The sequence below is a fragment of the Streptomyces sp. NPDC006923 genome, from assembly GCF_040635655.1.
Classification (GTDB): Bacteria; Actinomycetota; Actinomycetes; order Streptomycetales; family Streptomycetaceae; genus Streptomyces.
Genome location: NZ_JBEYIF010000004.1, coordinates 90,146 through 113,276, shown reverse-complemented (window position 1 = coordinate 113,276; position 23,131 = coordinate 90,146). Strand labels below are relative to the sequence as shown.

At 71.3% G+C, this 23,131-nt stretch carries 18 protein-coding genes and 1 riboswitch; of the genes, 15 read left to right on the top strand and 3 right to left on the bottom strand.

Annotation, left to right across the window (positions count from 1 at the left end; genetic code table 11):
- Positions 1 to 99 precede the first annotated feature (99 nt).
- The 4 genes from ABZ707_RS08995 (at position 100) to ABZ707_RS08980 (ending at position 4,973) form a co-directional block, all read left to right on the top strand.
- A complete protein-coding gene (locus tag ABZ707_RS08995) occupies positions 100 to 2,142 on the top strand; it encodes an N-6 DNA methylase (protein ID WP_360170184.1) in 2,043 nt (680 codons plus the stop codon).
- A 105-nt stretch (positions 2,143 to 2,247) separates the two neighbouring features.
- Entirely contained in the window at positions 2,248 to 2,838 is a 591-nt protein-coding gene (locus tag ABZ707_RS08990; protein WP_360170181.1) for a hypothetical protein, read from the top strand.
- Positions 2,835 to 4,367, top strand: coding sequence for a serine/threonine-protein kinase (locus ABZ707_RS08985; RefSeq protein WP_360170178.1), 1,533 nt, complete (start codon positions 2,835 to 2,837; stop codon positions 4,365 to 4,367). Before ABZ707_RS08990 ends, ABZ707_RS08985 begins: the two co-directional genes overlap by 4 nt.
- A gap of 192 nt (positions 4,368 to 4,559) precedes the next feature.
- Positions 4,560 to 4,973 (top strand): GtrA family protein, encoded by a 414-nt coding sequence (locus tag ABZ707_RS08980; RefSeq protein WP_360170175.1) that lies wholly within the window; start codon positions 4,560 to 4,562, stop codon positions 4,971 to 4,973.
- Between the two features lie 68 nt (positions 4,974 to 5,041).
- Here ABZ707_RS08980 and ABZ707_RS08975 read toward each other — a convergent pair whose 3' ends face one another.
- Positions 5,042 to 6,196: an acyltransferase gene (locus ABZ707_RS08975; RefSeq protein ID WP_360170172.1), complete on the bottom strand. Its 1,155-nt coding sequence runs from the start codon at positions 6,194 to 6,196 to the stop codon at positions 5,042 to 5,044.
- Positions 6,197 to 6,634: 438 nt separating this feature from the next.
- On the opposite strand from ABZ707_RS08975, the gene ABZ707_RS08970 reads away from it, so the two are divergent.
- From ABZ707_RS08970 to ABZ707_RS08920, 11 genes are all read left to right on the top strand, one after another.
- Positions 6,635 to 7,291, top strand: coding sequence for a SurA N-terminal domain-containing protein (locus tag ABZ707_RS08970; RefSeq protein ID WP_360170169.1), 657 nt, complete (start codon positions 6,635 to 6,637; stop codon positions 7,289 to 7,291).
- A 49-nt stretch (positions 7,292 to 7,340) separates the two neighbouring features.
- Positions 7,341 to 8,351, top strand: a complete 1,011-nt coding sequence (locus ABZ707_RS08965; RefSeq protein ID WP_360170166.1) for a nucleoside triphosphate pyrophosphohydrolase — start codon at positions 7,341 to 7,343, stop codon at positions 8,349 to 8,351.
- A 122-nt stretch (positions 8,352 to 8,473) separates the two neighbouring features.
- Positions 8,474 to 9,715, top strand: a complete 1,242-nt coding sequence (locus ABZ707_RS08960) for a cytochrome P450 (protein ID WP_360170163.1) — start codon at positions 8,474 to 8,476, stop codon at positions 9,713 to 9,715.
- 225 nt (positions 9,716 to 9,940) lie between these two features.
- On the top strand, positions 9,941 to 10,858 hold the full coding sequence (locus ABZ707_RS08955) for a transglycosylase family protein (RefSeq protein WP_360170160.1): 918 nt from the start codon (positions 9,941 to 9,943) through the stop codon (positions 10,856 to 10,858).
- 265 nt (positions 10,859 to 11,123) lie between these two features.
- Positions 11,124 to 11,296, top strand: a riboswitch (cyclic di-AMP (ydaO/yuaA leader).
- A 3-nt stretch (positions 11,297 to 11,299) separates the two neighbouring features.
- Positions 11,300 to 12,031 carry a transglycosylase family protein gene (locus ABZ707_RS08950; protein ID WP_360170157.1) on the top strand — a complete coding sequence of 244 codons (732 nt, stop codon included), beginning with the start codon at positions 11,300 to 11,302 and terminating at the stop codon, positions 12,029 to 12,031.
- Positions 12,032 to 12,352: 321 nt separating this feature from the next.
- Positions 12,353 to 13,636 (top strand): phosphopyruvate hydratase, encoded by a 1,284-nt coding sequence (eno, locus tag ABZ707_RS08945; protein ID WP_360170154.1) that lies wholly within the window; start codon positions 12,353 to 12,355, stop codon positions 13,634 to 13,636.
- A gap of 167 nt (positions 13,637 to 13,803) precedes the next feature.
- The gene (locus tag ABZ707_RS08940; protein WP_360170151.1) at positions 13,804 to 14,277 is read left to right on the top strand and encodes a septum formation initiator family protein; all 474 of its coding nucleotides are present in this window, start codon (positions 13,804 to 13,806) and stop codon (positions 14,275 to 14,277) included.
- Positions 14,278 to 14,367: 90 nt separating this feature from the next.
- Positions 14,368 to 14,931, top strand: coding sequence for a DUF501 domain-containing protein (locus ABZ707_RS08935; RefSeq protein WP_360170148.1), 564 nt, complete (start codon positions 14,368 to 14,370; stop codon positions 14,929 to 14,931).
- Complete coding sequence (locus ABZ707_RS08930; protein ID WP_360170145.1) at positions 14,928 to 15,869, top strand: Ppx/GppA phosphatase family protein; 942 nt, start codon at positions 14,928 to 14,930, stop codon at positions 15,867 to 15,869. Before ABZ707_RS08935 ends, ABZ707_RS08930 begins: the two co-directional genes overlap by 4 nt.
- A 479-nt stretch (positions 15,870 to 16,348) precedes the next feature.
- Complete coding sequence (locus tag ABZ707_RS08925; protein WP_360170142.1) at positions 16,349 to 17,731, top strand: NAD(P)/FAD-dependent oxidoreductase; 1,383 nt, start codon at positions 16,349 to 16,351, stop codon at positions 17,729 to 17,731.
- Between the two features lie 395 nt (positions 17,732 to 18,126).
- Complete coding sequence (locus ABZ707_RS08920; protein WP_360170139.1) at positions 18,127 to 19,425, top strand: cyclopropane-fatty-acyl-phospholipid synthase family protein; 1,299 nt, start codon at positions 18,127 to 18,129, stop codon at positions 19,423 to 19,425.
- A gap of 95 nt (positions 19,426 to 19,520) precedes the next feature.
- On the opposite strand, the gene ABZ707_RS08915 is transcribed toward ABZ707_RS08920, so the two are convergent.
- Both ABZ707_RS08915 and ABZ707_RS08910 read right to left on the bottom strand, forming a co-directional pair.
- Positions 19,521 to 22,064 carry an ABC transporter permease gene (locus tag ABZ707_RS08915; RefSeq protein WP_360170137.1) on the bottom strand — a complete coding sequence of 848 codons (2,544 nt, stop codon included), beginning with the start codon at positions 22,062 to 22,064 and terminating at the stop codon, positions 19,521 to 19,523.
- A gap of 83 nt (positions 22,065 to 22,147) precedes the next feature.
- The gene (locus ABZ707_RS08910) at positions 22,148 to 22,918 is read right to left on the bottom strand and encodes an ABC transporter ATP-binding protein (protein WP_360170134.1); all 771 of its coding nucleotides are present in this window, start codon (positions 22,916 to 22,918) and stop codon (positions 22,148 to 22,150) included.
- Between the last annotated feature and the right edge of the window lie 213 nt (positions 22,919 to 23,131).

Here is a 23,131-nt window from a genome sequence, read left to right as displayed (position 1 = left end):
AAAGCCCTCGTTACTCGTGTCCGCGCTGTGAATCGATCTGTCTCGCGGTCGCCGCTATGCTCGACGCCACAGCAGCCGCGTGGTGAAGGAGGCAGTCAGGTGCCGGAGAACGCAGCAGAAGTGACGGCTGCCGGGATCGCCAGGCTCGCGGGGGTGGGGCGCGCGGCGGTCAGCAACTGGCGGCGCCGGCACGCCGACTTCCCGCAGCCCGTAGGCGGCACCGAGACCAGCCCGTCCTTCGCGCTCGGCGAGATCGAGCGGTGGCTGCGTGACCAGGGAAAGATCGCCGAGGTGCCGCCGCGGGAACGGATCTGGCAGCAGCTCACCGCCGACCCCGCGGGCGCCGCCACCGCGCTGGTCCGCGTGGGCAGCGTCCTGCTGCTCGTACGGGAGCGACCGGCGCGGTGGCGGGAGCTGGCCACCGCCTCCGACGCCCGCCTCACCGAGCTGCTGCCCCCGGCCCTCGAAGAGGTCCTCGTACCGCGCTTCGCGGAGGCGGCCGGCCGGGCCGTCCACACCCCGCCGCCCCCGGAACTCCTCGCCTCCGTACCACTGCTGCGCGGCGCCGCCGAACTGGCCGCCGAGACGGGCGCCCGCGCGACCTTCGAGTTCCTGCTCGGCCGGTACCTCGACGCCAACCCGCGCCAGTACACCCTCACTCCGCCCGAGGCCGCCGCGCTGATGGCGGCGCTCGCCGGCGCGTCGGCCGAGGGCGTGACCGTCCTCGACCCCGCCTCGGGCACCGGCACCCTGCTGCACGCCGTCCCGCATCCGGCCGCCCTGTACGCACAGGAGGCGTCGCCGGAGCTGGCCGCGCTCACCGCGCTGCGCCTCGCCCTCCACACGGACGCAGACATCCGCGCGCGCGCCGGTGACACCCTGCGGGCGGACGCGTTCCCGGACCTCGCCGCCGACGCCGTGCTCTGCCATCCGCCGTTCAACGAGCGCAACTGGGGCCATGACGAGCTGGCCTACGACCCGCGCTGGGAGTACGGATTCCCGGCCCGTACGGAGTCCGAACTGGCCTGGGTCCAGCACGCGCTGGCCCGGCTGCGCCCCGGCGGCACCGCCGTCCTGCTGATGCCGCCGGCCGCCGCGTCCCGTCGCTCGGGCCGCCGCGTCCGCGCCGATCTGCTGCGCCGCGGCGCGCTGCGCGCCGTGGTCGCGCTGCCCGCCGGAGCCGCGCCGCCGTACGGCGTCCCGCTGCACATCTGGGTGCTGCGCAAGCCCGCCTCCGGCGAGCGGACCTCGCCGGAGCTGCTGCTGGTCGACACCGCGGAGCTGTCCCCGCGCGGCGGCCGCGAGGGACTCGACTGGGGCGCCGTCCAGACCGGCGTCCTCGACGCCTGGCGGCCCTTCGACCGCGACGGCACGACCGGGGAACGGCCGGGCGTCAGCCGCGCCCTGCCCGTCATCGAACTCCTCGACGACGACGTGGACCTGGCCCCCGCCCGGCATCTGCCGCCACCGGCCGCCGGCGGCGGCGCGGCCGAACTGGCCGAGGTCCGGGAGCGGCTCGCGGACACCCTGCGGCTCACCGTCGAACTCACCCCGCCGCCCGTCCGCCCCGGCCCGTCGGAGCCGGGCCGCCGGCCCGGTGTCACCGTCGGCGAACTCGCCCGGGCCGGCGCCCTGGAGCTGCGCGCGGGCGGCACCGGGACAGGGCCGGGCCGTGTCCTCACCGAGCAGGACGTCCTCGGTGGCACCGGCCCCTCCGGCACCCTCCCCGAGGGCCCCGGCGAAGAACCCGTCCTGGTCCGGGCCGGCGATGTGATCGTGCCCGTGCTCGGCGGCGGATCCGTCGCGCGCGTCGTCGACGCGGCGACGGCCGGCGCCGCGCTCGGCCGCAACCTCCAGTTGCTGCGTCCGGACCCGGCCGAGCTGGACCCGTGGTTCCTGGCCGGATTCCTGCGCGGCACCGCCAACAACCGGCAGGCGAGCAGCTATGCGTCGACCGCGACCCGGCTCGATGTGCGCCGCCTCCAGCTCCCCCGGCTTCCTCTCGCCGACCAGCGCCGATACGGTGAACAGTTCCGGGCCCTGGCCGCCTTCGAGGACGCGCTGCGCCGCGTGGGACGGCTGGGCGAGACGATGGTGCGGGGGATGTACGACGGCCTGACGGACGGCACCGTCGCGACGTGACCGGGACGACAACGGTTCAGTACAACCCAGGGGCCGTTGTCCGTGTCGGTGTATACGCTCGGATCCTCACCGGACACGTCCGTACGCGCTTCCCCAGGAGCAGAATTGCAGGGCCACGGCTATGCCCCACCACCGCGGGAGGACCGGCGCCGCCCGTCGAACGGCACGCTGGTCACGCTGCGCGTGATTTTCTCCGTGGCGACATTCCTGACCTGTGGAGTGCTCGCCTGGGCCGCGCTCCTGCGGCTCGCGATCGTGACCCGCAGCCGGCTCAACTGGATGGTGTTCGGGGTGGCGATCCTGCTGGACGCGGCCCTGTTCGCCTTCATGGTCGCGACGGGCGAATCGGAGGAGCTCACCGACGGGCAGGCCGTCACGCTGATCGTCGGACTGCTGACGCTCGTCTGCGGCGGCATCACGTACTACCTGGTGGCGGACATACGCCACTACGAGCGGTCCGCGCCGGGCTACCCGCGCTACGGCGCGCATCCGGCGCCGGTGCAGCCCCCACCGGCAGCGCCCGGGTACGGATACGGCTACCCGCCCATGGGTCCCCCGGCGGACCCGGTGGTCCCGGCGCAGCCGCCGGCCGCGCACCAGCCGCCGCGGCCTCCCGGCGGCCTCGACCAGGTGCGCGCGGAGCTGGACGAGCTGAGCGACATCCTGCGCAAGGGCAAAGGACCTGAGGACCGTTGAAGGGACGCGTGGTAGCGGGCCGTTACGAACTGTCCACCGTCATCGGCCAGGGCGGCATGGGCCAGGTCTGGACGGCGTACGACCAGCGGCTCGACCGCCGCGTCGCCGTGAAACTGCTCCGGCCCGACCGGATGGCGGCCGCCACGGGCGCCGACGAGATGCGCCGCCGCTTCGTGCGCGAGTGCCGGGTCACGGCCCAGGTCGACCACCCCGGTCTGGTCACCGTCCATGACGCGGGCAGTGACGACGAGGATCTCTATCTCGTCATGCAGTACGTCGAGGGCGCCGACCTCGCGGACCATCTCGCCGAACACGACCCGTACCCGTGGCCGTGGGCCGTCTCGGTCGCCGCCCAGCTCTGCGCCGTGCTCGCGGCCGTGCACGCGGTGCCCATCGTCCACCGCGACCTCAAGCCGCGCAATGTCATGGTCAAGCCCGACGGCACGGTGATCGTCCTGGACCTCGGGGTGGCCTCCGTCATCGACACCGACACCACCCGCCTCACCCACACCGGCTCTCCCCTAGGCAGCCCCGCCTATATGGCGCCCGAACAGGCGATGGGCGGCGCCGTCGGCCCGTACACCGACCTCTACGCCCTCGGTGTCCTGCTGCACGAACTCCTCAGCGGCACTGTCCCGTTCGCGGGATCCACCGTCCTCGGAGTGCTCCACCGCCATCTGTACGAGCCACCGCTGCCCGTCCGCCGACTCAGACCCGAGATCCCCGAGCCGCTCGAAGGACTCGTCCTGCGGCTGCTGGCCAAGGACCCGGGAGCCCGTCCGTCCGGAGCCCAGGAGGTGTACGAGGACCTCGCGGCGCTGCTGCCGTCCCGCGGCGGCGCGGCGGCGGGTCCGCTCGACCCGAGCCGCCCCTTCCTGCGTCCGCACGCGCCCTGGCCCGACCGGGTCAGCACGCCGCCGTCCGTGGCCGCACCCCAGCAGCCGCCCGTCCCGGCGGAACGGCCCGATGTGGCGGCCGCCGTCGACGAGGTCAAACGCCTCCTCGGCGAGGGCAGCATCACCCGGGCCGTGGACATCCTCGGCGGCATACTCCCGGCGGCCGCCGCCGAACACGGCGAGCATTCGCCGGTCGTCCGCATCCTGCGCAAGCAGTACGCGTCGACGCTGATGAACGACGGCCAGTACCGCCGCGCGCTGCCGGAGCTGCGCCGTCTCGCCGAGCACCGGGCCGCGGAGGCGGGACCGGCCGACTCCCAGGCGCTCCAGTTCCGCTACGACGCCGCGCAGTGCCTGGAGCAGCTCGGCGAGGCGGCCGCCGCACTGGCCGAGTACCGCGCCGTCCTGCCGTACTACGAGCAGGGCCTCGGGCCCGGCACCGACCCCGGCCGGGCGTTCGACATCCGGCACCGGATCGGCCATCTGCTGCTCGCGGTGGGCGATCACACGGCGGCCCGCATGCAGTTGCAGTCCCTGCTGTGGGACGCCGAGCGGGCCTACGGCCCCTACCACCCGCTCGCCGCCGAGCTCCGCCGCGCGCTCGACCACCAGCAGCGGTTCCGGGGCCTCTGAGACCGCCGCCGGGGCCCTGGGCACGCGCGGCGGCGCCCGGCCGGGGACCCGCATTCGGGGCGTCCGGCGGAGGAAGTCGGCGTGCGCCGCACGGGCACGCCGGGTGAAAGCGTCCGGCTGTGCCACACTCCTGGTGGCCATTACCGCGCTCCGGTGACAGGGCCCGCTGAGTCAGGGAGAGCTCGTACGCAGATGACGGTCCGGGTCCAGATGGTCAGATTCGCCTTTGTCGGCGTGGTCAACACCGGCACGTACTACGCCTGTTATCTGCTGCTGCTGAACCGGCTGCCGTACGTCGTGTCGCACGTCGTGGCCTTTCTGCTGAGCATGACCGGCTCGTTCTTCCTGCACAGCAGATTCACCTACCGGACCCGGCCGACCTGGCGGAAGTTCCTGTTCTTCCCGCTCACCAACGCCGCGAACTTCGTGATCACCACGAGCGGGGTCTATCTGCTGGTGGACGTCCTGCACTTCAGCAGCCGCTACGCGCCGCTGTTCGCGGCGGCGGCGGCCGTCCCGATCACCTTCGTGGTCTCCAGGACGATCCTGCTCCGCCCCGACAACGACCGGAGCCGGCGCGACCCGGAGGGCGCGCCGGCCCGATGACCGCCGGTGCGGGTGAGTGAAGCGCCGGGGCACAAGGCGCCCAGCGGGCGAACCGAGCCCGAGGGCGCCTACGCGCGCAGCCGCTCGGACTGGAGCTTCATCGCCCGCTTGAGGCGGGGGCCGAAGGGCTTCTCCACCAGCCGGTGCAGCAGCCACGCGAGCACCAGCATCGAGACGATGGTGGTGATGAGGGTCAGTCGCGCGTCCAGGCCGGCGTGCTGGCGCAGGATGGTGATCGCGAACCAGCCGAGGTGCTCGTGGACCAGGTAGAACGGGTAGGTGAGGATCCCGGCGAACGTCAGCCAGCGCCAGTTCGCCCAGCGCAGCCATCCCAGCGCGACGGCGGCCACCGACGCGAAGGCGAAGGTGACTATCAGCAGGATCACGTACGGGGAACGCTCGTAGAAGACGTTGTGCGCGTCGGGGCTCCACAGGGAGACCGTCGCGAAGCGCTGGCCCAGCAGCCAGCTCGTGCCCACGATCCCCCAGAGCAGCAGATCACTGCCGTACCGGTGGATGAGGTAGAGGGCGAGGCCGCCGATGAAGAACGGCGCGTACTGCGACATCACGATCTCGTCGAGCAGCGGTGTGTCGGCGACGACCGCCAGCACGGTCGCGACGGTCCACAGGCAGCAGAAGATCACCACCCGGCGGTAGGTGACGCCCTTCCACACCACGAAGAGCGCGAAGAGCAGATAGAAGCGCGCCTCGACCCACAGGGTCCAGCACACGCCGAGCACCCGGTGCACGCCCATCGGCTGCTGGAGCATGGTCAGGTTGACCAGTACCTCGTTGACGCGCAGCGGTTCGCTGACCGACGGGAGCACGACGCACGCGGCGGTGATCAGGACGACGGCCGCCCAGTACGCCGGGTAGAGACGGGAGACGCGCGAGCGGAAGAAGTCCCCGAGTGAACGGCCCCAGCTGCTCATGCAGATGACGAAGCCACTGATGACGAAGAAGACCTGCACGCCCAGGCAGCCGTAGGCGGCGGCCGCCGACAGATCGGGGAACAGCTCCCTCGGCGACTGGCCCCAGACCTCACTGATCTGGCCGCCCCGTCCCGCGTAGTGGTAGACGCAGACGCTGAGCGCCGCCAGGATGCGCAGGCCGTCGAGGGCGCGCATCCGGTCGTGCTTCGGCGAGGGTGTCGCCCGGGGCACCGACGGGCTCTCCGGTCCCGGCACCGGATCCGGCAGCCGAGCCAGGGTCGCTTGAGTCATTCCGTTCGTTCCGTCCGTAGGCGTCTGCGCGCGCGATGCGCGTGAGTACGCCCGGGCCGGGCCGGATGCGGCGGTGCGGTGTGGGGGGCCCGGCACCTGTCGCGGGCAGTCCGGCCCGTCGCCCGGGCGGCACTCCTGGGGTCTGTGGAGGGTGGCACGGCGGCAGGCGCCGGCAGGAAGACGCTAGGCGGCATCCGATGAACGGTGCGATATCGGCTGGATGAACAAGTACTCCGTACGGGTGACGGTCAAGTGAACTGTAGGTAGGGCCGTGGCCATGACTCACTCCGGTGGCCCCGTGTGGCGGACACGTCGCACCGCGCACCCCAATCTCCCGGTGAATCGTTGGTCGAACCAGTGGCCCAGGCCACGCCGACTGCCTAACATCGATCACTGCAAGGCCTTGTGCATCGCCGCACAATCACCGGGAGGCCCCCTTTGCACCGCCGCCGTCGCACCGCGCTCTCCGTCTCCGTCGCGCTTCTCGCCGCGGCCCCTCTCCTCACCGCCTGCGGAAGTGACGCCCACCCGGGAGCGGCCGCGGTCGTCGGAGGGCAGCGGATCGAGGTGTCCACGCTCCAGGCCGAGGTACGGGACGTCCGGGACGCGCAGGACGCCTCACCGGAAGCCGCGCAGCTCATCAAGAACACCGGACAGCTCAGCCAGGCCAAGCTGAACAGCATGATCTTCGACCGGATTCTCCAGCGCGCCGCCGACGACGCGGGGGTGCGGATCAGCCGCAAGGAGATCCAGAGCACCCGGCAGCAGGCCGCGGCGCAGTCGGGCGGCGAGAAGCAGTTCGCCTCGATGCTGCTCCAGCAGGGCGCGCTCTCCTCGGGCCAGATCGACGCGGCGGTCCGCCGCGAGGTCCTGCTGACGAAGCTGGCCCGGGCCATCGGCGCCAACACCACCTCGCCGCAGGGCCAGCAGCAGGTCCTCGCGACGCTGACGAAGACGTCCGAGCAGCTCGGCATCGACGTCAATCCGCGCTACGGAAGCTGGGACTACAAGAAGGTCCAGCTCGGCGAGGCCAAGACGCCCTGGATCACCCAGGTCACCCGCCAGGCGCCGGAGCAGGAGCCCACGGGCGCCTGACAGGGACGGTGCCCGACCGGCGGTCCGGGGCCGGAGGTAGGTTCGAGACGTGACAGACGAAGCTCCCGCCGCCCCCGGCCGTATCGTCCTGCTGACCGCCAGCCACCGGGTCGCGCCCGGTCTGCTGTCCTGGCCGGCCTGGCAGACGCTGCGCGCCGCCGACCGGGTCCTGTGCGCCGATGCCGGCCATCCGCAGCTTCCGTATCTGCGCGAGGCCGGCATCACCGTCGAGCGGGCCGCGCCCACCGCGCGGGAACTGGTCGACGACTGCGCGGGCGGCCGCACCGTCGTGGTCGTCCCCTCCGGCGAGGGCGACGGGACCGACGCGGCGCTCACCGACGGCCTGGCCCGGCTGGCCGGCTCCGGCCGGTTCCGGATGCCGGACCTGGAGCTGCTGCCGGGCTCGTACGACCTGCCGGGCGCCCGGCTCCTCGATCTCGTCCAGGTCATGGACCGGATCAGGGTCGAGTGCCCGTGGTCGTCGACCCAGACGCACCAGGGCCTCGCCAAGTACGGCATCGAGGAGGCGTACGAACTCGTCGAGGCGATCGAGGACGGCGACGGCGACGAACTGCGCGAGGAGCTGGGCGATGTGCTCCTCCAGGTCGTCTTCCACGCCCGTATCGCGCAGGACGGTCTGGACGAGGCGATCGAGCCGTTCTCCATCGACGACGTGGCCGCCACGATCGTGGAGAAGCTGATCCACCGCCATCCCCATGTCTTCGGAGACGAGAAGGCGGACACACCGGAAGAGGTCAAGGCGCACTGGCTCCGTACCAAGGCGGTCGAGAAGCAGCGGGACTCGGTCACCGACGGAGTGCCGCTGGGCCAGCCCGGTCTCGCCCTGGCCTCGAAGCTCGGCGGCCGGGTCCGTGCCGCCGGACTGGACGTGCCGCTGCCGCGCGGCCAGGGCGTCGGCTACGAGCTGCTCGCGCTGGCGGTCCGGGCGGAGGAGGCCGGTGTCGACCCGGAGACCGCGCTGCGGGCCGCCGCCCGCGCCTACCGGGACGCGATCCGCGCCGCCGAGGAGCGGAAGAGCCGGGGCGTGGCGGAGAAGTAGCGTCGCCCGCCCGCCGCGCGCCCTGAGCCGGCCGGGACGTCCGAAGCGCGCCCGGGGCCTCCCGTCCGGATCCCGCCGGGCTCGGTTCCGGCCGCGCCCCGCGGCGGCGTTACTGTCGGGGGATGTCCACATCGCCCGTGCCCGAGCTCTTCACCTGGGAGTTCGCCGCCGATCCGTACCCCGCATACGCCTGGCTGCGCGAGCACGCGCCCGTGCACCGGACCGCGCTGCCCAGTGGGGTCGAGGCATGGCTGGTGACGCGGTACGGGGACGCCAGGCAGGCCCTCGCCGACACACGGCTCTCCAAGAACCCCACGCATCACGCGGGCACGGCGCACGCCAAGGCGAAGACGGGTATCCCCGGTGAGCGCGGCGCGGAACTGATGACACACCTGCTCAATATCGATCCGCCCGACCACACCCGGCTGCGGCGCCTGGTGTCCAAGGCGTTCACACCGCGCCGGGTCGCCGAATTCGCCCCGCGCGTACAGGAACTGACGGACCGCCTCATCGCGGACTTCGCCGGGAAGGGGCAGGCGGATCTGATCCACGACTTCGCGTTCCCGCTGCCCATCTACGCGATCTGCGATCTGCTCGGGGTGCCGGGTGAGGACCAGGACGACTTCCGGGACTGGGCGGGCATGATGATCCGCCACGGCGGGGGACCGCGCGGCGGCGTCGCGCGGTCGGTGAAGAAGATGCGCGGCTATCTCGCCGAACTCATCCACCGTAAGAGGGAGAACCCCGGCGACGATCTGATCTCCGGACTGATCCGCTCCAGCGACCACGGCGAGCACCTGACCGAGAACGAGGCCGCGGCGATGGCCTTCATTCTGCTCTTCGCCGGATTCGAGACCACGGTCAATCTGATCGGCAACGGTATGTACGCCCTGCTGCGGAACCCGGAGCAGCGTGCCCTGCTGCGCGGCTCGCTCGACGCCGGGGAGACGGAGGCGCTGGCGACGGCCGTCGAGGAACTGCTGCGTTACGACGGCCCCGTGGAACTGGCGACCTGGCGGTTCGCGACCGAACCGCTGACGCTGGGCGGGCAGTCCGTCGCGGCGGGCGATCCCGTGCTGGTCGTACTCGCCGCCGCCAACCGCGATCCGGCGCGGTTCACGGATCCGGACACGCTCGACCTCGCACGGCGTGACAATCAGCACCTCGGATACGGGCACGGCATCCACTACTGCCTCGGCGCGCCGCTCGCCCGGCTGGAGGGACAGACCGCACTCGCCACGCTTCTGACCCGCCTTCCGGATGTACGGCTTGCGGAGGATCCTGCCGATTTGCGCTGGCGTGGTGGGCTCATCATGCGTGGATTGCGCACACTTCCGGTGCAGTTCACGCCATTGTCCGGCTGACGGATGATCAGAGCACAACTGACGTACCGTCAGGAATGTGACTTTCACGTGATCTCCGCTGCATCGACTTGTGACAAGCGTTCGAGTACCGCTACGTTCACCGACGACTCGGCAGCCACACGCCGTAGTCGTTTTGACAGTCACACGGAAGGCAATCGCATGCGCTCCGGGAACGGCCGACACCGTCGACCTCGCCAGGCACCGGCTCTGATCGTCGCGGCGGGGGTGACCGGATCGGCCATCGCCATCCCGCTGCTCGGTGCCACCGGCGCTGGCGCGGCGGAAGCCTCCACCTGGGACCATGTCGCCGAATGCGAGAGCGGCGGCATGTGGAGCGCGGACCTCGGCAACGGCTACTACGGCGGGCTCCAGATGTCCCAGGAGACCTGGGACACCTTCGGCGGCGGGAAGTACGCGTCCCGCGCCGACCTCGCCAGCCGCGCCCAGCAGATCGCGATAGCCGAGAAGGTGCTCGCCGCACAGGGCCCGGACGCGTGGTCGAGCTGCGCGTCCGTCTCGGGGCTGACGAACGACGGTGCCGCGCCCGCGGTCGACCCGGGGGCCGCCGCCGGCGTGACCGGGACTCCGGAGGGGAAGCGGGACGCCGGTCCCTCCGACGACGACTCGGCCACCGCGGACGCCAAGACCTCCACGGCCGACAGGCAGCGGACGGACAGGACGGACGAGCCGGCCTCCGCCGCCACGCCCGGAGCGCCGAAGTCCACGACCGGCTCCGGCGCGAAGGACTCCGCCGAGGACGGATCCGGCGAGGGCGGTGTCGCTTCCGTCAAGGGCAAGCACCGCGGCGGCGCGGCCCCGGACGATTCCACAGCGGGCAATTCGGGTGAAGACCGTGAATCCGGCCGTCATGCCTCACGGGGTGACGGATCGACACGTAACGCGGACGGCATCACCGACGAGGCGGGCGTGGTGGCCGACGCGTCCGGCACGTCCGACGCGCCCGGGGTGTCGGATGCGTCCGGCGAGTACACCGTCCAGGCCGGGGACTGCCTCTGGGAGATCGCCGACGAGCGGAAGGTGCCCGGCGGATGGTCCGCGCTGTACGAGGCGAACAAGGAGGCCGTCGGTTCCGACCCCGACCTGATCCTCCCTGGCCAGAGCCTTGATCTCAGCGTGAAGTAGCGGGAATTGGCCCCCGTATGTCCGCTTCTGTGCAAGTGAGAGATGGGTCTCTTCGCCACAACTGGGGTCCTTTGGGCTCATGGTGTGGCTGATCCGTCTCTCACCTGCGGAAACGCGGTCACGTCAAGGAGAGATAAGGGCGATTTACCCCTGGTTGTGCTCCATTGAACAACGGGGAGACCTGTGATTACGGTCTGAACCGCTCGCACCGCGGGCCCCGTCGACCGTCACGCCGAATCCTGCCGTCGGTCGAAGGGAGTAGTCGTCGCGTCAAGCGCCGAAGGCAGGAGCGGGGGACCCAAGGAAGGCGCCGGGCCCGGCTGTCGAGAGACGGCTGACGACCGGCTAGGGGTGAAGTCGTGTGCGCGAGCACACGGCCGGGCAACTCACTTGGCCCGAACCCGACAGCTGACCTCGTAGGCGTCGGTGAGGAGATGTTCCATGCCGCGTTCCAGCAAGGGCAAGCACCGCCGCCCGTCCAAGACCGCCCGCTACGCCACCCTCGCCGGAATCACCGGTGCCGCCGTCGCGGTCCCGCTGATCGGCGCCACGTCCGCCTCCGCCGCGACCGCCGGCGAGTGGGACCAGGTCGCCCAGTGCGAGTCCGGCGGCAACTGGTCGATCAACACCGGCAACGGTTTCTACGGTGGGCTCCAGTTCACCAACTCCACCTGGGCCGGATACGGCGGCACCGCCTACGCGCCCCGGGCCGACCAGGCGAGCAAGGCACAGCAGATAGCCGTCGCCGAGAAGGTCCTCGCCGGCCAGGGCAAGGGCGCGTGGCCGACCTGCGGCGTGAACCTGTCCAACGCCCCCTATGACGGCGGCTCCGCCGACTCCGGTACGCCCCAGCAGTCGCAGCCGGAGCAGTCTCAGCCCGAGCAGTCGCAGCCGGAGCAGCCTCAGCAGTCTCAGCCGGAGCAGGCCCAGCCCCAGCAGTCGCGGCCCGAGCGGCCGGCCCGGGGCGAGGCGCAGCCCGCCTCTCGCGGCGAGGCCCGCCCCGCCGTGCAGAAGGGCGACGGCGAGTACAAGGTCAAGCCCGGCGACACGCTCTCGAAGATCGCCCGGGCCCATGACGTCAAGGGCGGCTGGCAGAAGCTGTTCGACCTGAACAAGGACATCGTCCACGACGCCGATCTGATCTTCCCGGGTCAGCAGCTCCATCTGAGCTGACCCCTTCCCGGGCCGGCGACCCCTCCAGGCCGGCCTCGGCCGGCTGCCCCCGCCGGCCCCGCGGCGGCCGTCCCCGCGGCCGCGCGGGTCACCCCGGTCCGGCGCGCTTCCCCCGTACGCGCCGGGCCGGGGTTTCCGCTGTCACCGGCCCTTCCATACGGAATCCCGGCATCCGCTCCGCCCGCTCCGACCGGGATTCGTGCCGCATTTCGTCCCAGCGGGCGGGCACCGGCCAGTCGGCGACCCCGGGCCGGTTAGGCTCATGTCGCAAGGCCAAGAAGACCCTGCACTTCAAGCGTCACATCCCAGAAGGAGATGCTCGTGCCGTCCATCGACGTCGTCGTAGCCCGGGAAATCCTCGACTCCCGAGGCAACCCCACGGTCGAGGTCGAGGTCGGCCTCGACGACGGCAGCACCGGTCGTGCTGCTGTCCCCTCCGGTGCGTCCACCGGTGCGTTCGAGGCCCTCGAGCTCCGCGACGGTGACCAGAACCGCTACCAGGGCAAGGGTGTCGAGAAGGCCGTCCTCGCCGTCATCGAGCAGATCGGCCCGGAGCTGGTCGGGTACGACGCCACCGAGCAGCGCCTGATCGACCAGGCGATGTTCGACCTGGACGCCACCCCGGACAAGTCGTCGCTCGGCGCCAACGCCATCCTCGGCGTCTCCCTCGCCGTCGCGCACGCCGCCTCCGAGGCCTCGGACCTCCCGCTCTTCCGCTACCTCGGCGGCCCGAACGCGCACCTGCTGCCCGTTCCGATGATGAACATCCTGAACGGCGGCTCGCACGCCGACTCCAACGTGGACATCCAGGAGTTCATGATCGCCCCGATCGGCGCGGAGTCCTTCTCGGAGGCGCTGCGCTGGGGTGCCGAGGTCTACCACACGCTCAAGAAGGTCCTGAAGGAGAAGGGGCTCTCCACCGGCCTCGGCGACGAGGGCGGCTTCGCGCCGAACCTCGACTCCAACCGCGCCGCGCTGGACCTGATCCTCGAAGCCATCAAGGCCGCCGGTTACGCCCCCGGCAAGGACATCGCGCTCGCGCTCGACGTCGCCGCCTCCGAGTTCTACAAGGACGGCTCGTACGAGTTCGAGGGCAAGTCCCGCTCGGCCGCCGAGATGACCGAGTACTACGAGGACCTCGTCGCCTCCTACCCGCTGGTCTCCATCGAGGACCCGCTGTTCGAGGACGACTGGGCCGGCTGGAAGATCCTCACGGACAAGCTCGGCGCCAAGGTGCAGATCGTCGGTGACGACCTGTTCGTCACCAACCCGGAGCGTCTGGCGCGCGGTATCGAGGAGGGCGCCGCCAACGCGCTGCTCGTCAAGGTCAACCAGATCGGTTCGCTGACCGAGACCCTGGACGCCGTGGAGCTGGCCCAGCGCAGCGGCTTCAAGTGCATGATGTCCCACCGCTCCGGTGAGACCGAGGACGTCACCATCGCCGACCTCGCCGTCGCCACCAACTGCGGTCAGATCAAGACCGGCGCCCCGGCCCGTTCCGAGCGCGTCGCCAAGTACAACCAGCTTCTGCGCATCGAGGAGATCCTCGACGACGCGGCGGTGTACGCGGGCCGCAGCGCCTTCCCGCGCTTCCGTTCCGCGTAAGCGCGGACTTCAGCAGGCGGTACGAGGGCGAGGGCCGGCCGGCCCGTCGTCCGCGCCCGGTGTCCGGGAGACCGGACAGGGCACACAGGCGGAGCGTAGTGACGCGTCCCCGGCCGCGGTCCCGTACCGTGTCCGGGGACGTACGCACGTAACAGTGGAGGCGAGCCATGGCCGGGAACCGGGACCGGTTCTCCACCGCGACCAGGCTGCGGCTGCTCGGCGAGCAGACCGCCGCCCGTGTCTACCGCTCGCAGAACCGCAGGCAGGACCAGCGGTCCCGGCTCACCGGCCGGGCGGCCTTTCTCGCCCTGATCGTGTGCACGCTGGTGCTGGCGCTCGCGTATCCGATGCGGCAGTACGTGTCGCAGCGGAACGAGATCGCCGAGCAGGAACGGCTGGCCCGCGAGGCGCGGCTGCGGGTCGAGGAGCTGCGCGACGAGAAGGCCAGGCTCCAGGACGACGCGTACATCCAGCGGCTGGCCCGCGAGCATCTGCACTATCTGCTGCCGGGAGAGACCGGTTACACGGTGATCGACCCGGGCGCGGCGGAGCAGGAGCGCGAGGAGCAGGGAGCGGCCGACCGTCCCTGGTACTCGAACGTGCTGGAAGGCGTCGACACCGCCGACCGCCCGGCCGGTTAGCGCCGGCCGGTACCGGCGCCACCGGCCGGCACAGACCAGAACCCGAATTCACGCGGCACCGCAGAACCGCACCGTAGAACCAAGGCAGGCATGGACACGCCCCCTCCGCAGACCGAACGCACCGAGCCCACCGACGCGGACGTCGAGGCTTTCAAGGAACAGCTCGGCCGCCCGCCGCGCGGACTGCGCGCCATCGCGCACCGCTGTCCCTGCGGTCAGCCGGATGTGGTCGAGACCGCTCCGCGTCTTCCCGACGGCACCCCCTTCCCGACGACCTACTATCTGACCTGCCCGCGCGCGGCCTCGGCCATCGGCACGCTGGAGGCGAACGGCGTCATGCGGGAGATGACCGAACGCCTCGCCACCGACCCGGAGCTGGCCGCCGCGTACCGCGCGGCCCACGAGGACTACCTGGCGCGCCGTGACGCCATCGAGGTGCTGGCGGGCTTCCCGAGCGCGGGCGGTATGCCGGACCGGGTCAAGTGTCTGCATGTCCTGGTCGGCCATTCGCTGGCGGCGGGCCCCGGGGTGAACCCGCTGGGCGACGAGGCGCTGGCGATGCTGCCCGAGTGGTGGAGCAAGGGCCCGTGTGTCACGCCGTGCGTGGCGCGGGCCGGAGAAGCGGCGGAAGACAAGCGGGAGGACAGCGCATGACCAGGGTCGCGGCCGTCGACTGCGGTACGAACTCCATCCGGCTGCTGGTCGCCGACGCCGATCCCGGCACGGGCGAACTGACCGACCTCGACCGGCGGATGGAGATCGTCCGGCTGGGACAGGGAGTGGACAGGACGGGCCGGCTCGCGCCCGAGGCACTGGAGCGCACCTTCGCCGCCTGCCGTGAGTACGCCGCAGCCATCGAGGCGCACGGCGCCGAGCGGATCCGCTTTGTCGCCACCTCCGCCTCGCGCGACGCCGAGAACCGCGACGAGTTCATAGGCGGTGTCCTCGACATCCTGGGGGTGGAGCCCGAGGTGATCACCGGTGACCAGGAGGCGGAGTTCTCCTTCACGGGCGCCACCAGGGAACTGCCGGGGCGGGACAGCTATCTGGTCGTGGACATCGGCGGCGGCTCGACCGAGTTCGTGGTGGGGGAGGACCGGGTGCGGGCCGCCCGGTCCGTGGACATCGGCTGTGTACGGCTGACCGAGCGGCATCTCGTACGGGACGGCGTGGTCAGCGATCCGCCGGCGCCGGAGGAGATCGCCGCGATCCGCGCCGACATCGAGGCGGCGCTCGATCTGGCCGAGGAGACCGTCCCGCTGCGCGAACCGCGGACCCTGGTCGGGCTGGCCGGTTCCGTGACCACCGTCGCCGCGATCGCGCTCGGACTGAAGGAGTACGACTCCGCGGCGATCCACCACTCCCGGATCTCCTACGAACAGGTCGAGGAGATCACCGGCCGGCTGCTCGCGGCCACGCACGACGAGCGGGCGGCGATCCCCGTACTGCACCCGGGACGGGTGGACGTCATCGGCGTCGGGGCCCTCATCCTGCTGTCTGTCATGGAGCGGACCGGCTGCCGGGAGGTCGTTGTCAGCGAGCACGACATCCTGGACGGGATCGCCTGGAGCGCGGCGGAAGACGCGGGCTGACGTCGCGGGGCGGACGCCGCTCGCAGGCTCGGGGCCGCCCTCAGACGTGGCGGAATTACCCGCGCCGCACTCCGGCGGGGCGAGCCCGACGGCGCCGTCCGGGCGGTCGCCCGGGGCCGTTCGGCGGCCCTCCGGCGGGGTCCCCGCTAAAAGTTCGTGAAGTTCTTCACAAGGAAATTGGCTCCCCCGGGTGGCGTTCCGCTTTCCGGGGGCCCTCCGGGGGCTCCGGAGGGCCCCCGCACCCTTGGACGGGGCGGTTCCGGGCGCGTTACAGCCCCATGAACTGTTCGGGTGGTCCACTCCGTGTAAAGGGTGGAGGGCCAGCTCACAAGGGGTGGACACGGGCCGGCGCCACCGCCCGGTTCCCTTGCCGGATCATGACCGCGATCATGAGGGCCGCGCAGTGTAGCACCAGGTGCGCAGGTCCTTGTGAAGGGGCTCACGAGCCACCCCTCTGAGAGGGGTGGATACTCGATGGCATGAGCACCACGGAGCGTCCCAGGATCCTCGTTGTAGGCGGTGGGTACGTAGGCCTGTACGCAGCTCGTCGCATTCTGAAGAAGATGCGCTACGGGGAGGCGACCGTCACGGTTGTCGACCCTCGCTCGTACATGACGTACCAGCCCTTCCTCCCCGAAGCCGCCGCCGGCAGCATTTCGCCTCGGCATGTCGTCGTCCCGCTGCGACGCGTGCTGCCCAAGGCCGAGGTGCTCACCGGTCGGGTCACGACCATCGACCAGGACCGCAAGGTCGCCACGGTCGCGCCGCTCGTCGGCGAGGCCTACGAGCTGCCCTTCGACTATCTGGTCGTCGCGCTCGGCGCGGTCTCCCGTACCTTCCCGATCCCCGGCCTCGCCGAGCAGGGCATCGGTATGAAGGGCATCGAGGAGGCCATCGGCCTGCGCAACCACGTCCTCGAACAGCTCGACAAGGCCGACTCGACGACCGATGAGGAGGTCCGCCGCAAGGCGCTGACCTTCGTCTTCGTGGGCGGCGGCTTCGCCGGCGCGGAGACCATCGGTGAGGTCGAGGACCTGGCGCGGGACGCTGCCAAGTACTACTCGAACGTGAAGCGCGAGGACATGCGCTTCGTCCTCGTCGACGTCGCCGACAAGATCCTTCCCGAGGTCGGCCCGAAGCTGGGCACCTGGGGCAAGGAGCACCTGGAGGGCCGCGGGGTCGAGGTCTACCTCAAGACCGGCATGGACTCCTGCGTGGACGGCCATGTGGTCCTGAACAACGGACTTGAGGTCGACTCCAACACCATCGTGTGGACGGCCGGCGTCAAGCCGAACCCCGCGCTCGCGCGCTACGGTCTGCCGCTCGGTCCGCGCGGCCACGTGGACACCAGCGAGAAGCTCCAGGTGCAGGGCACCGACTACATCTGGGCCGCGGGCGACAACGCCCAGGTCCCGGACATGGCCGCCCGCAGGGCCGGCGTCGAGAACGCCTGGTGCCCGCCGAACGCGCAGCACGCGCTGCGTCAGGCGCGGGTGCTCGGTGACAACGTGATCTCCGGTATGCGGGGCTTCCCGCAGAAGGAGTACAGCCACGCCAACAAGGGTGCGGTCGCCGGTCTCGGCCTGCACAAGGGCGTCGCGATGATCGTCATGGGCAAGGTCAAGATCAAGCTCAAGGGCCGGCTGGCCTGGTACATGCACCGTGGCTACCACGGTGTCGCCATGCCGACCTGGAACCGCAAGATCCGGGTCTTCGCGGACTGGACGCTCGCGATGTTCCTCAAGCGCGAGGTCGTCTCGCTGGGCGCCATGGAGACGCCGCGCGAGGAGTTCTACGAGGCCGCCAAGCCGGCCCCGGCGGCAGCGGCCCAGCCCGCGCCGGAGCGGGCCAAGGCCTCCTGACCCCGTCGCGCCGAACTCCCAGAGGGCCGTCCGCCATCCGTGGTGCGGGCGGCCCTCCGGTGTGTCCGGCGGCGTCCCGCGCGCCCGGCCCGCCCCGGTGCTCGCGCGCCGTCGCGGCGCGTGCCAGGAGCGCCGCCACAGGGGCCGGCGGGATCGCCCGGACGGCCCAGCGGGCCGGGGTCCGCTGCGCGGCCCGGAGGCCCGCCGGGAGCGGTTCTCCGGCCGGTGCCCGGTCCAACGAGCCCCGGGAGAAAGGACGCACGGCGCACCAGACTGTGTGGTGCATGCAGGCATTTTGCCGTCCCATTGCGTGCGGACGGGACTGCATCGGCACGTCGCCGGTGTTTACGTGGTGTTGAGCATGTCCGGTATCCACCACCACGGAGGTGTACGCCATGGCCGACGCCGCGCTGCGGCTGACCACTCTTGCCGAAGAGTTGCTGGGAGCGCCGCTCCCGGTCCGTATCCGCGCCTGGGACGGCAGCGAATCGGGCCCTCCGGACGCCCCTACTCTGATCATCCGCAACCGGCGCGCCCTGCGCCGCCTCCTGTGGAAGCCCGGTGAACTCGGCCTGGCCCGGGCCTGGGTGAGTGGCGAGATCGACGTGGAGGGCGATCTGTACGCGGTTCTGGAGCAGCTCGCCGGGCTCATCTGGGAGCGCGGCGCGGACGCCAAGGACACGGTCCATCCGGTACGCGACCCGCGGATGCGGGCCGCCGCGCTGGGGCTCGTCCAGATCGCCGGCCCCTGGCCGCCGCCCGCACCGCCCGCCGAGGAGATCAGGGGGCGCCACGGCGCGCTGCACACCAAGCGCCGCGACAAGGCGGCCATCAGCCATCACTACGACGTGGGCAACGACTTCTACGAGCTGGTGCTCGGCCCGTCCATGGTCTATTCGTGCGCGTACTGGGACTCCGGCGCCGACTTCACCCTCGAAGACGCACAGCGCGACAAGCTCGACCTGATCTGCCGCAAGCTCGCTCTGAAGGAAGGCGACCGGCTTCTCGACGTCGGCTGCGGATGGGGTTCCATGGCCATCCACGCCGCCCGTCACTACGGCGCCCGCGTCACCGGCGTCACCCTCTCGCGGGAGCAGGCCGCGTACGCCCGTAAGCGCATCGCGGAGGAGGGGCTCACCGACCGGATCGAGATCCGGGTCCAGGACTACCGCGATGTCAGGGACGGCCCGTACGACGCGATTTCCTCCATCGGTATGGCCGAACACGTGGGTTCGGTCCAGTACCGCGAGTACGCCGACGCTCTCTACGCCCTGCTCAGGCCGGGCGGGCGGCTGCTCAATCACCAGATCGCCCGGCGCCCCGAGCAGAACGAGGACGAGTACCGCATCGACGACTTCATCGACGCGTACGTCTTTCCGGACGGCGAACTGGCGCCGCTCGGCCGGACCCTCGCCACCCTGGAGGAGGCGGGCTTCGAGGCCCGTGACGTCGAGTCGATCCGGGAGCACTACGCCCTGACCCTGCGCCGCTGGGTGAGCAATCTGGAGAAGCACTGGGCCCGGGCGGTACGCAGCACCTCGCCCGGCCGCGCCCGCGTCTGGCGCCTCTACATGGCGGCGTCCGCGATCTCGTTCGAACGCAACAAGATCGGTGTCAACCAGATCCTCGCCGTGAAGACGACGGAGAGCGGCGCGTCCGGGATGCCGGCCCGCGCCCGGGTCTGGGGCGGCTGACGGCCCCGGGAGCAGCGCGGCGGACCGAACCGGAAGGGCCGGACTCCCCGGAGTCCGGCCCTGTCCCGTGTGCGGCGTCCGCCGCCGCGCCCGGGCTACTCGGTCTTGATCGCCGTCAGCATGTTCAGCCGCGCGGCACTGCGGGCCGGCCAGAGCGCGGCCAGCACACCCACCAGCCCGGCCAGCACCAGGAAGACCGCGATCCGGTCCCACGGGACGACCAGCGCGAAGCCGGGGATCCCGGACTTGACCGTCTGGCCGATCGCCCAGGCCAGGAAGGTGCCCAGGGCCACGCCGACCACCGCTCCGAAGACCGAGATCACCACCGCCTCCAGCCGGATCATCCGCTTGACCCCGCCGCGGTCCAGGCCGATCGCGCGCAGCATGCCGATCTCCTGCTGCCGTTCGAAGACGGACATGGCCAGGGTGTTGACGACACCGAGGACGGCGATGATCAGCGCCATGGCCAGCAGGCCGTACATGATGTTCAGCGCGGTGCTGATGAAGCCGCTGAAGGTGTTCCGGATGTCCTGCCGGTCCTGGATGCTGATCGCCGGGTTGTCGCCCAGCGCGTCCACCAGGGCCTGTTCACGGGCCGCGCTCGCGCCGCCGTCCGCCTTCACCCAGATCTCGGAGATGTGCGGCCTGGGCTCGTGCGGGGCGACGGTGCCGGTCGAGATCAGTACCCGCGAGAGCAGCGGGTTCTCCGCGAACACGGCGCCGATCTCCAGCCAGCCGGTCTTCCCGTCGTCGTACGTCACCGGCACGGTGTCACCGGTCTTCCAGCCGCCGGACTTCGCGGCCTTCTCGTCGACCGCGAGTCCGCCCCGGCCGAGCGTGTCCAGCGAGCCGGAGACCACCGTCAGGTTGAAGACCTTCTCGATGTCCCCGGGGGTGACAGCGGCGGCGTGGACGGAGTCGTCCGCCAGCTTCAGTCCGGCGCTCTGGGCCGGCGACAGCGCGCTCACGCCGGGCGTCTTCTCCAGCGCGGCCAGCGCCGACGCGTCGAGCGTGCCGCCGCCCGCCATCGTCACCATGTAGTCGGCCCGGATGTTGTCGGTCGTCATCCTGTCGACGGCCTGCCCGATCGTGACGCCGAGCACCGACAGCCCGGTGACCAGGGTGAGACCGATGGCCAGCGCGGAAGCGGTGGCTCCGGTGCGGCGCGGATTACGGACGGCGTTCTGCGCGGCGAGCTTGCCCGACACCCCGAAGAACCGGAGCAGCAGCGGCCGTATCAGCGCGACGGCCGGACGCGACAGCAGCGGGATCAGCACGATGATGCCGATCATCGCCAGGAACGCGCCGGCGCCGACGGTCATCCGGCCGTCGGAGCCCGCCGAGGCGCCCGCGACGATTCCGGCGGCGCCGAGGAGCGTCAGCGCGCCGCCGATGGAGTTGCGCACGACCAGCGACCGGGTGGTGGCCACGGCGTGCACGCTGCTCATCGCCGCGACCGGCGGGATCTTCGCGGCCCGGCGGGCGGGCAGCCAGGCGGCGAGCAGCGTGATCAGCACACCGACGCCGAGGGCCGCGCCGACCGCGGTCGGTGAGATCACCAGGGGACCCGCCGGGACCTTCGCGCCGATGACACCCATCGCGGACCGCAGCGCGGTCGCCAGGCCCACACCGAGGACGAAGCCGACCACCGACGCGATCACACCTACCACCGCGGCCTCGATCAGCACGGAGCGCTTGACCTGGCGGCGGGAGGCACCGACGGCGCGCAGCAGCGCCAGCTCCCTGGTGCGCTGGGCGACCAGCATCGTGAAGGTGTTGGAGATCAGGAAGACCCCGACGAACAGGGCGATGGCGGCGAAGGCCAGCAGCATCTGGTTGAGGCTCCCCAGACCCTCTTCGATCTGGGCCGCCTGGTCGTCGGCGAGCTGCCGGCCGGTCTGTGCCGTGGCGTTCTCCGGCAGCAGGCTCTTGACGGCGCGGAGGATCTCTCCGTCGGAGGCGCCGGGCGCCGCGACGACCGAGACGTCCTTGAAGAAGCCGGGCTCCAGATAGAGCTTCTGGGTGACGGCCGTGTCGAACAGGACCAGGCTGCCGCCCGCGTTGACCGCGCCGTCCTCCGTCGTGAAGACCCCCGTGAGGGTGTACTCCTTCACCGGCCCGTTGGTGGCGACCCGCACACGGTCACCGACCCGGTACTTCCCCGTGGCCGCGGTGGCCCTGTCGAGTGCGATCTGGTCGTCCCGCACCGGACCCGAACCGTCGGTGAAGGTGTAGGCGGGGTCCTTGCCGTCCTTGCCGGGCGCGAAGTTGGCGCCGCTGTTGGACCAGCCGTTGCCGATGAGCCTGCCGTCCGGGTCGGCGACCCCGGCGAAACCGTCGACGCGTCCGACGGCGGAGGCGACGCCGTCGACGGCGCCGATCCTGTCGAGGAGCTGTGCGCTGACGCCGGGGGTCTGTGCCCCGTCGGCGGCGTCGCGGTCGTCGCGGCCGTCGTACGAGGTGACGGCGACGGCGATGTCCCGGTAGCTCTTCGCCGACTGGTTGCGGAAGGCGTTGCCGAGGGTGTCGGTGAAGACCAGGGTGCCGGAGACGAAGGCCACGCCGAGCATGACGGCGAGTACGGTCATCAGCAGCCTGGCCTTGTGCGCGAGCACAGTGCGCAGGGCGGTACGGAGCATGGTGGAAGTCCTGGTGGGATGGGCCGGGCGGGCGGAGGGACGCGGCTGGCGGGAGCCGGCGGAGAGCGCCGGCGGACGGGGCGTCAGCTCGTACGGCCCTTGGCGTCGAACGCCTTCATCCGGTCGAGCACACCGTCGGCGGTGGGGTGGAGCATCTCGTCGACGATCCTGCCGTCGGCGAGGAAGATGACGCGGTCCGCGTAGGAGGCGGCCACGGGGTCGTGCGTCACCATGACGACGGTCTGACCCAGCTCCCGTACGGAGTTGCGCAGAAAGCCCAGCACTTCCGCGCCGGAGCGCGAGTCCAGGTTTCCGGTCGGCTCGTCACCGAAGATGATCTCGGGCTGCGAGGCCAGGGCGCGGGCGACGGCGACGCGCTGCTGCTGGCCGCCGGAGAGTTCGGTCGGCCGGTGGCTGAGCCGGTCGGACAGTCCGATCATCGTGATGACCTGCTCCAGCCACTGCTTGTCGGGCCGGCGCCCCGCGATGTCCATGGGGAGCGTGATGTTCTCCAGGGCCGTCAGGGTCGGCAGCAGATTGAAGGCCTGGAAGATGAAGCCGATCTTGTCCCGGCGCAACTGGGTGAGCTGCTTGTCCTTGAGCGAGCCGAGTTCGGTCTCACCGATCCGCACCGACCCGCCGCTGAAGCTGTCCAGGCCGGCCACGCAGTGCATCAGGGTGGACTTGCCGGAGCCGGACGGCCCCATGATCGCGGTGAACTCGCCCTGGCGGAAGTCCACCGACACCTGGTCAAGGGCGACCACCTGGGTCTCGCCCAGTCCGTAGACCTTCGACAGATCGGAGGCGCGGGCGGCCACGGCGGTGGCGCGGTGGGCGATCGGGGTGGTGGTCACGGGAGGACACTCCTGTCGGACGCGCTGCGGGAACCACTCCATCGTCATGGCCGCGCCGCCACGGGGCGTCAGCCCCCGTACCCGTTCCCGGGACAGCCTTGGGTCTGACCGCGGGGACGGACCGTCCTCCTCGGGTATGACACCGGCGCCGGGCACGTCCACCGTGAGGGCGACGGTGCCAAATGAGTGACCGGGCGGCGACTTTTCGTCATT

Coding starts and splice junctions, on each gene's coding strand:
- ABZ707_RS08980 (WP_360170175.1), top strand. CDS start 4,560: ATGACGGTCCGGGTCCAGATGGTCAGATTCGCCTTTGTCGGCGTGGTC.
- ABZ707_RS08975 (WP_360170172.1), bottom strand. CDS start 6,196: ATGACTCAAGCGACCCTGGCTCGGCTGCCGGATCCGGTGCCGGGACCG.
- ABZ707_RS08960 (WP_360170163.1), top strand. CDS start 8,474: ATGTCCACATCGCCCGTGCCCGAGCTCTTCACCTGGGAGTTCGCCGCC.
- ABZ707_RS08950 (WP_360170157.1), top strand. CDS start 11,300: ATGCCGCGTTCCAGCAAGGGCAAGCACCGCCGCCCGTCCAAGACCGCC.
- ABZ707_RS08940 (WP_360170151.1), top strand. CDS start 13,804: ATGGCCGGGAACCGGGACCGGTTCTCCACCGCGACCAGGCTGCGGCTG.
- ABZ707_RS08935 (WP_360170148.1), top strand. CDS start 14,368: ATGGACACGCCCCCTCCGCAGACCGAACGCACCGAGCCCACCGACGCG.
- ABZ707_RS08930 (WP_360170145.1), top strand. CDS start 14,928: ATGACCAGGGTCGCGGCCGTCGACTGCGGTACGAACTCCATCCGGCTG.
- ABZ707_RS08925 (WP_360170142.1), top strand. CDS start 16,349: ATGAGCACCACGGAGCGTCCCAGGATCCTCGTTGTAGGCGGTGGGTAC.
- ABZ707_RS08920 (WP_360170139.1), top strand. CDS start 18,127: ATGGCCGACGCCGCGCTGCGGCTGACCACTCTTGCCGAAGAGTTGCTG.
- ABZ707_RS08915 (WP_360170137.1), bottom strand. CDS start 22,064: ATGCTCCGTACCGCCCTGCGCACTGTGCTCGCGCACAAGGCCAGGCTG.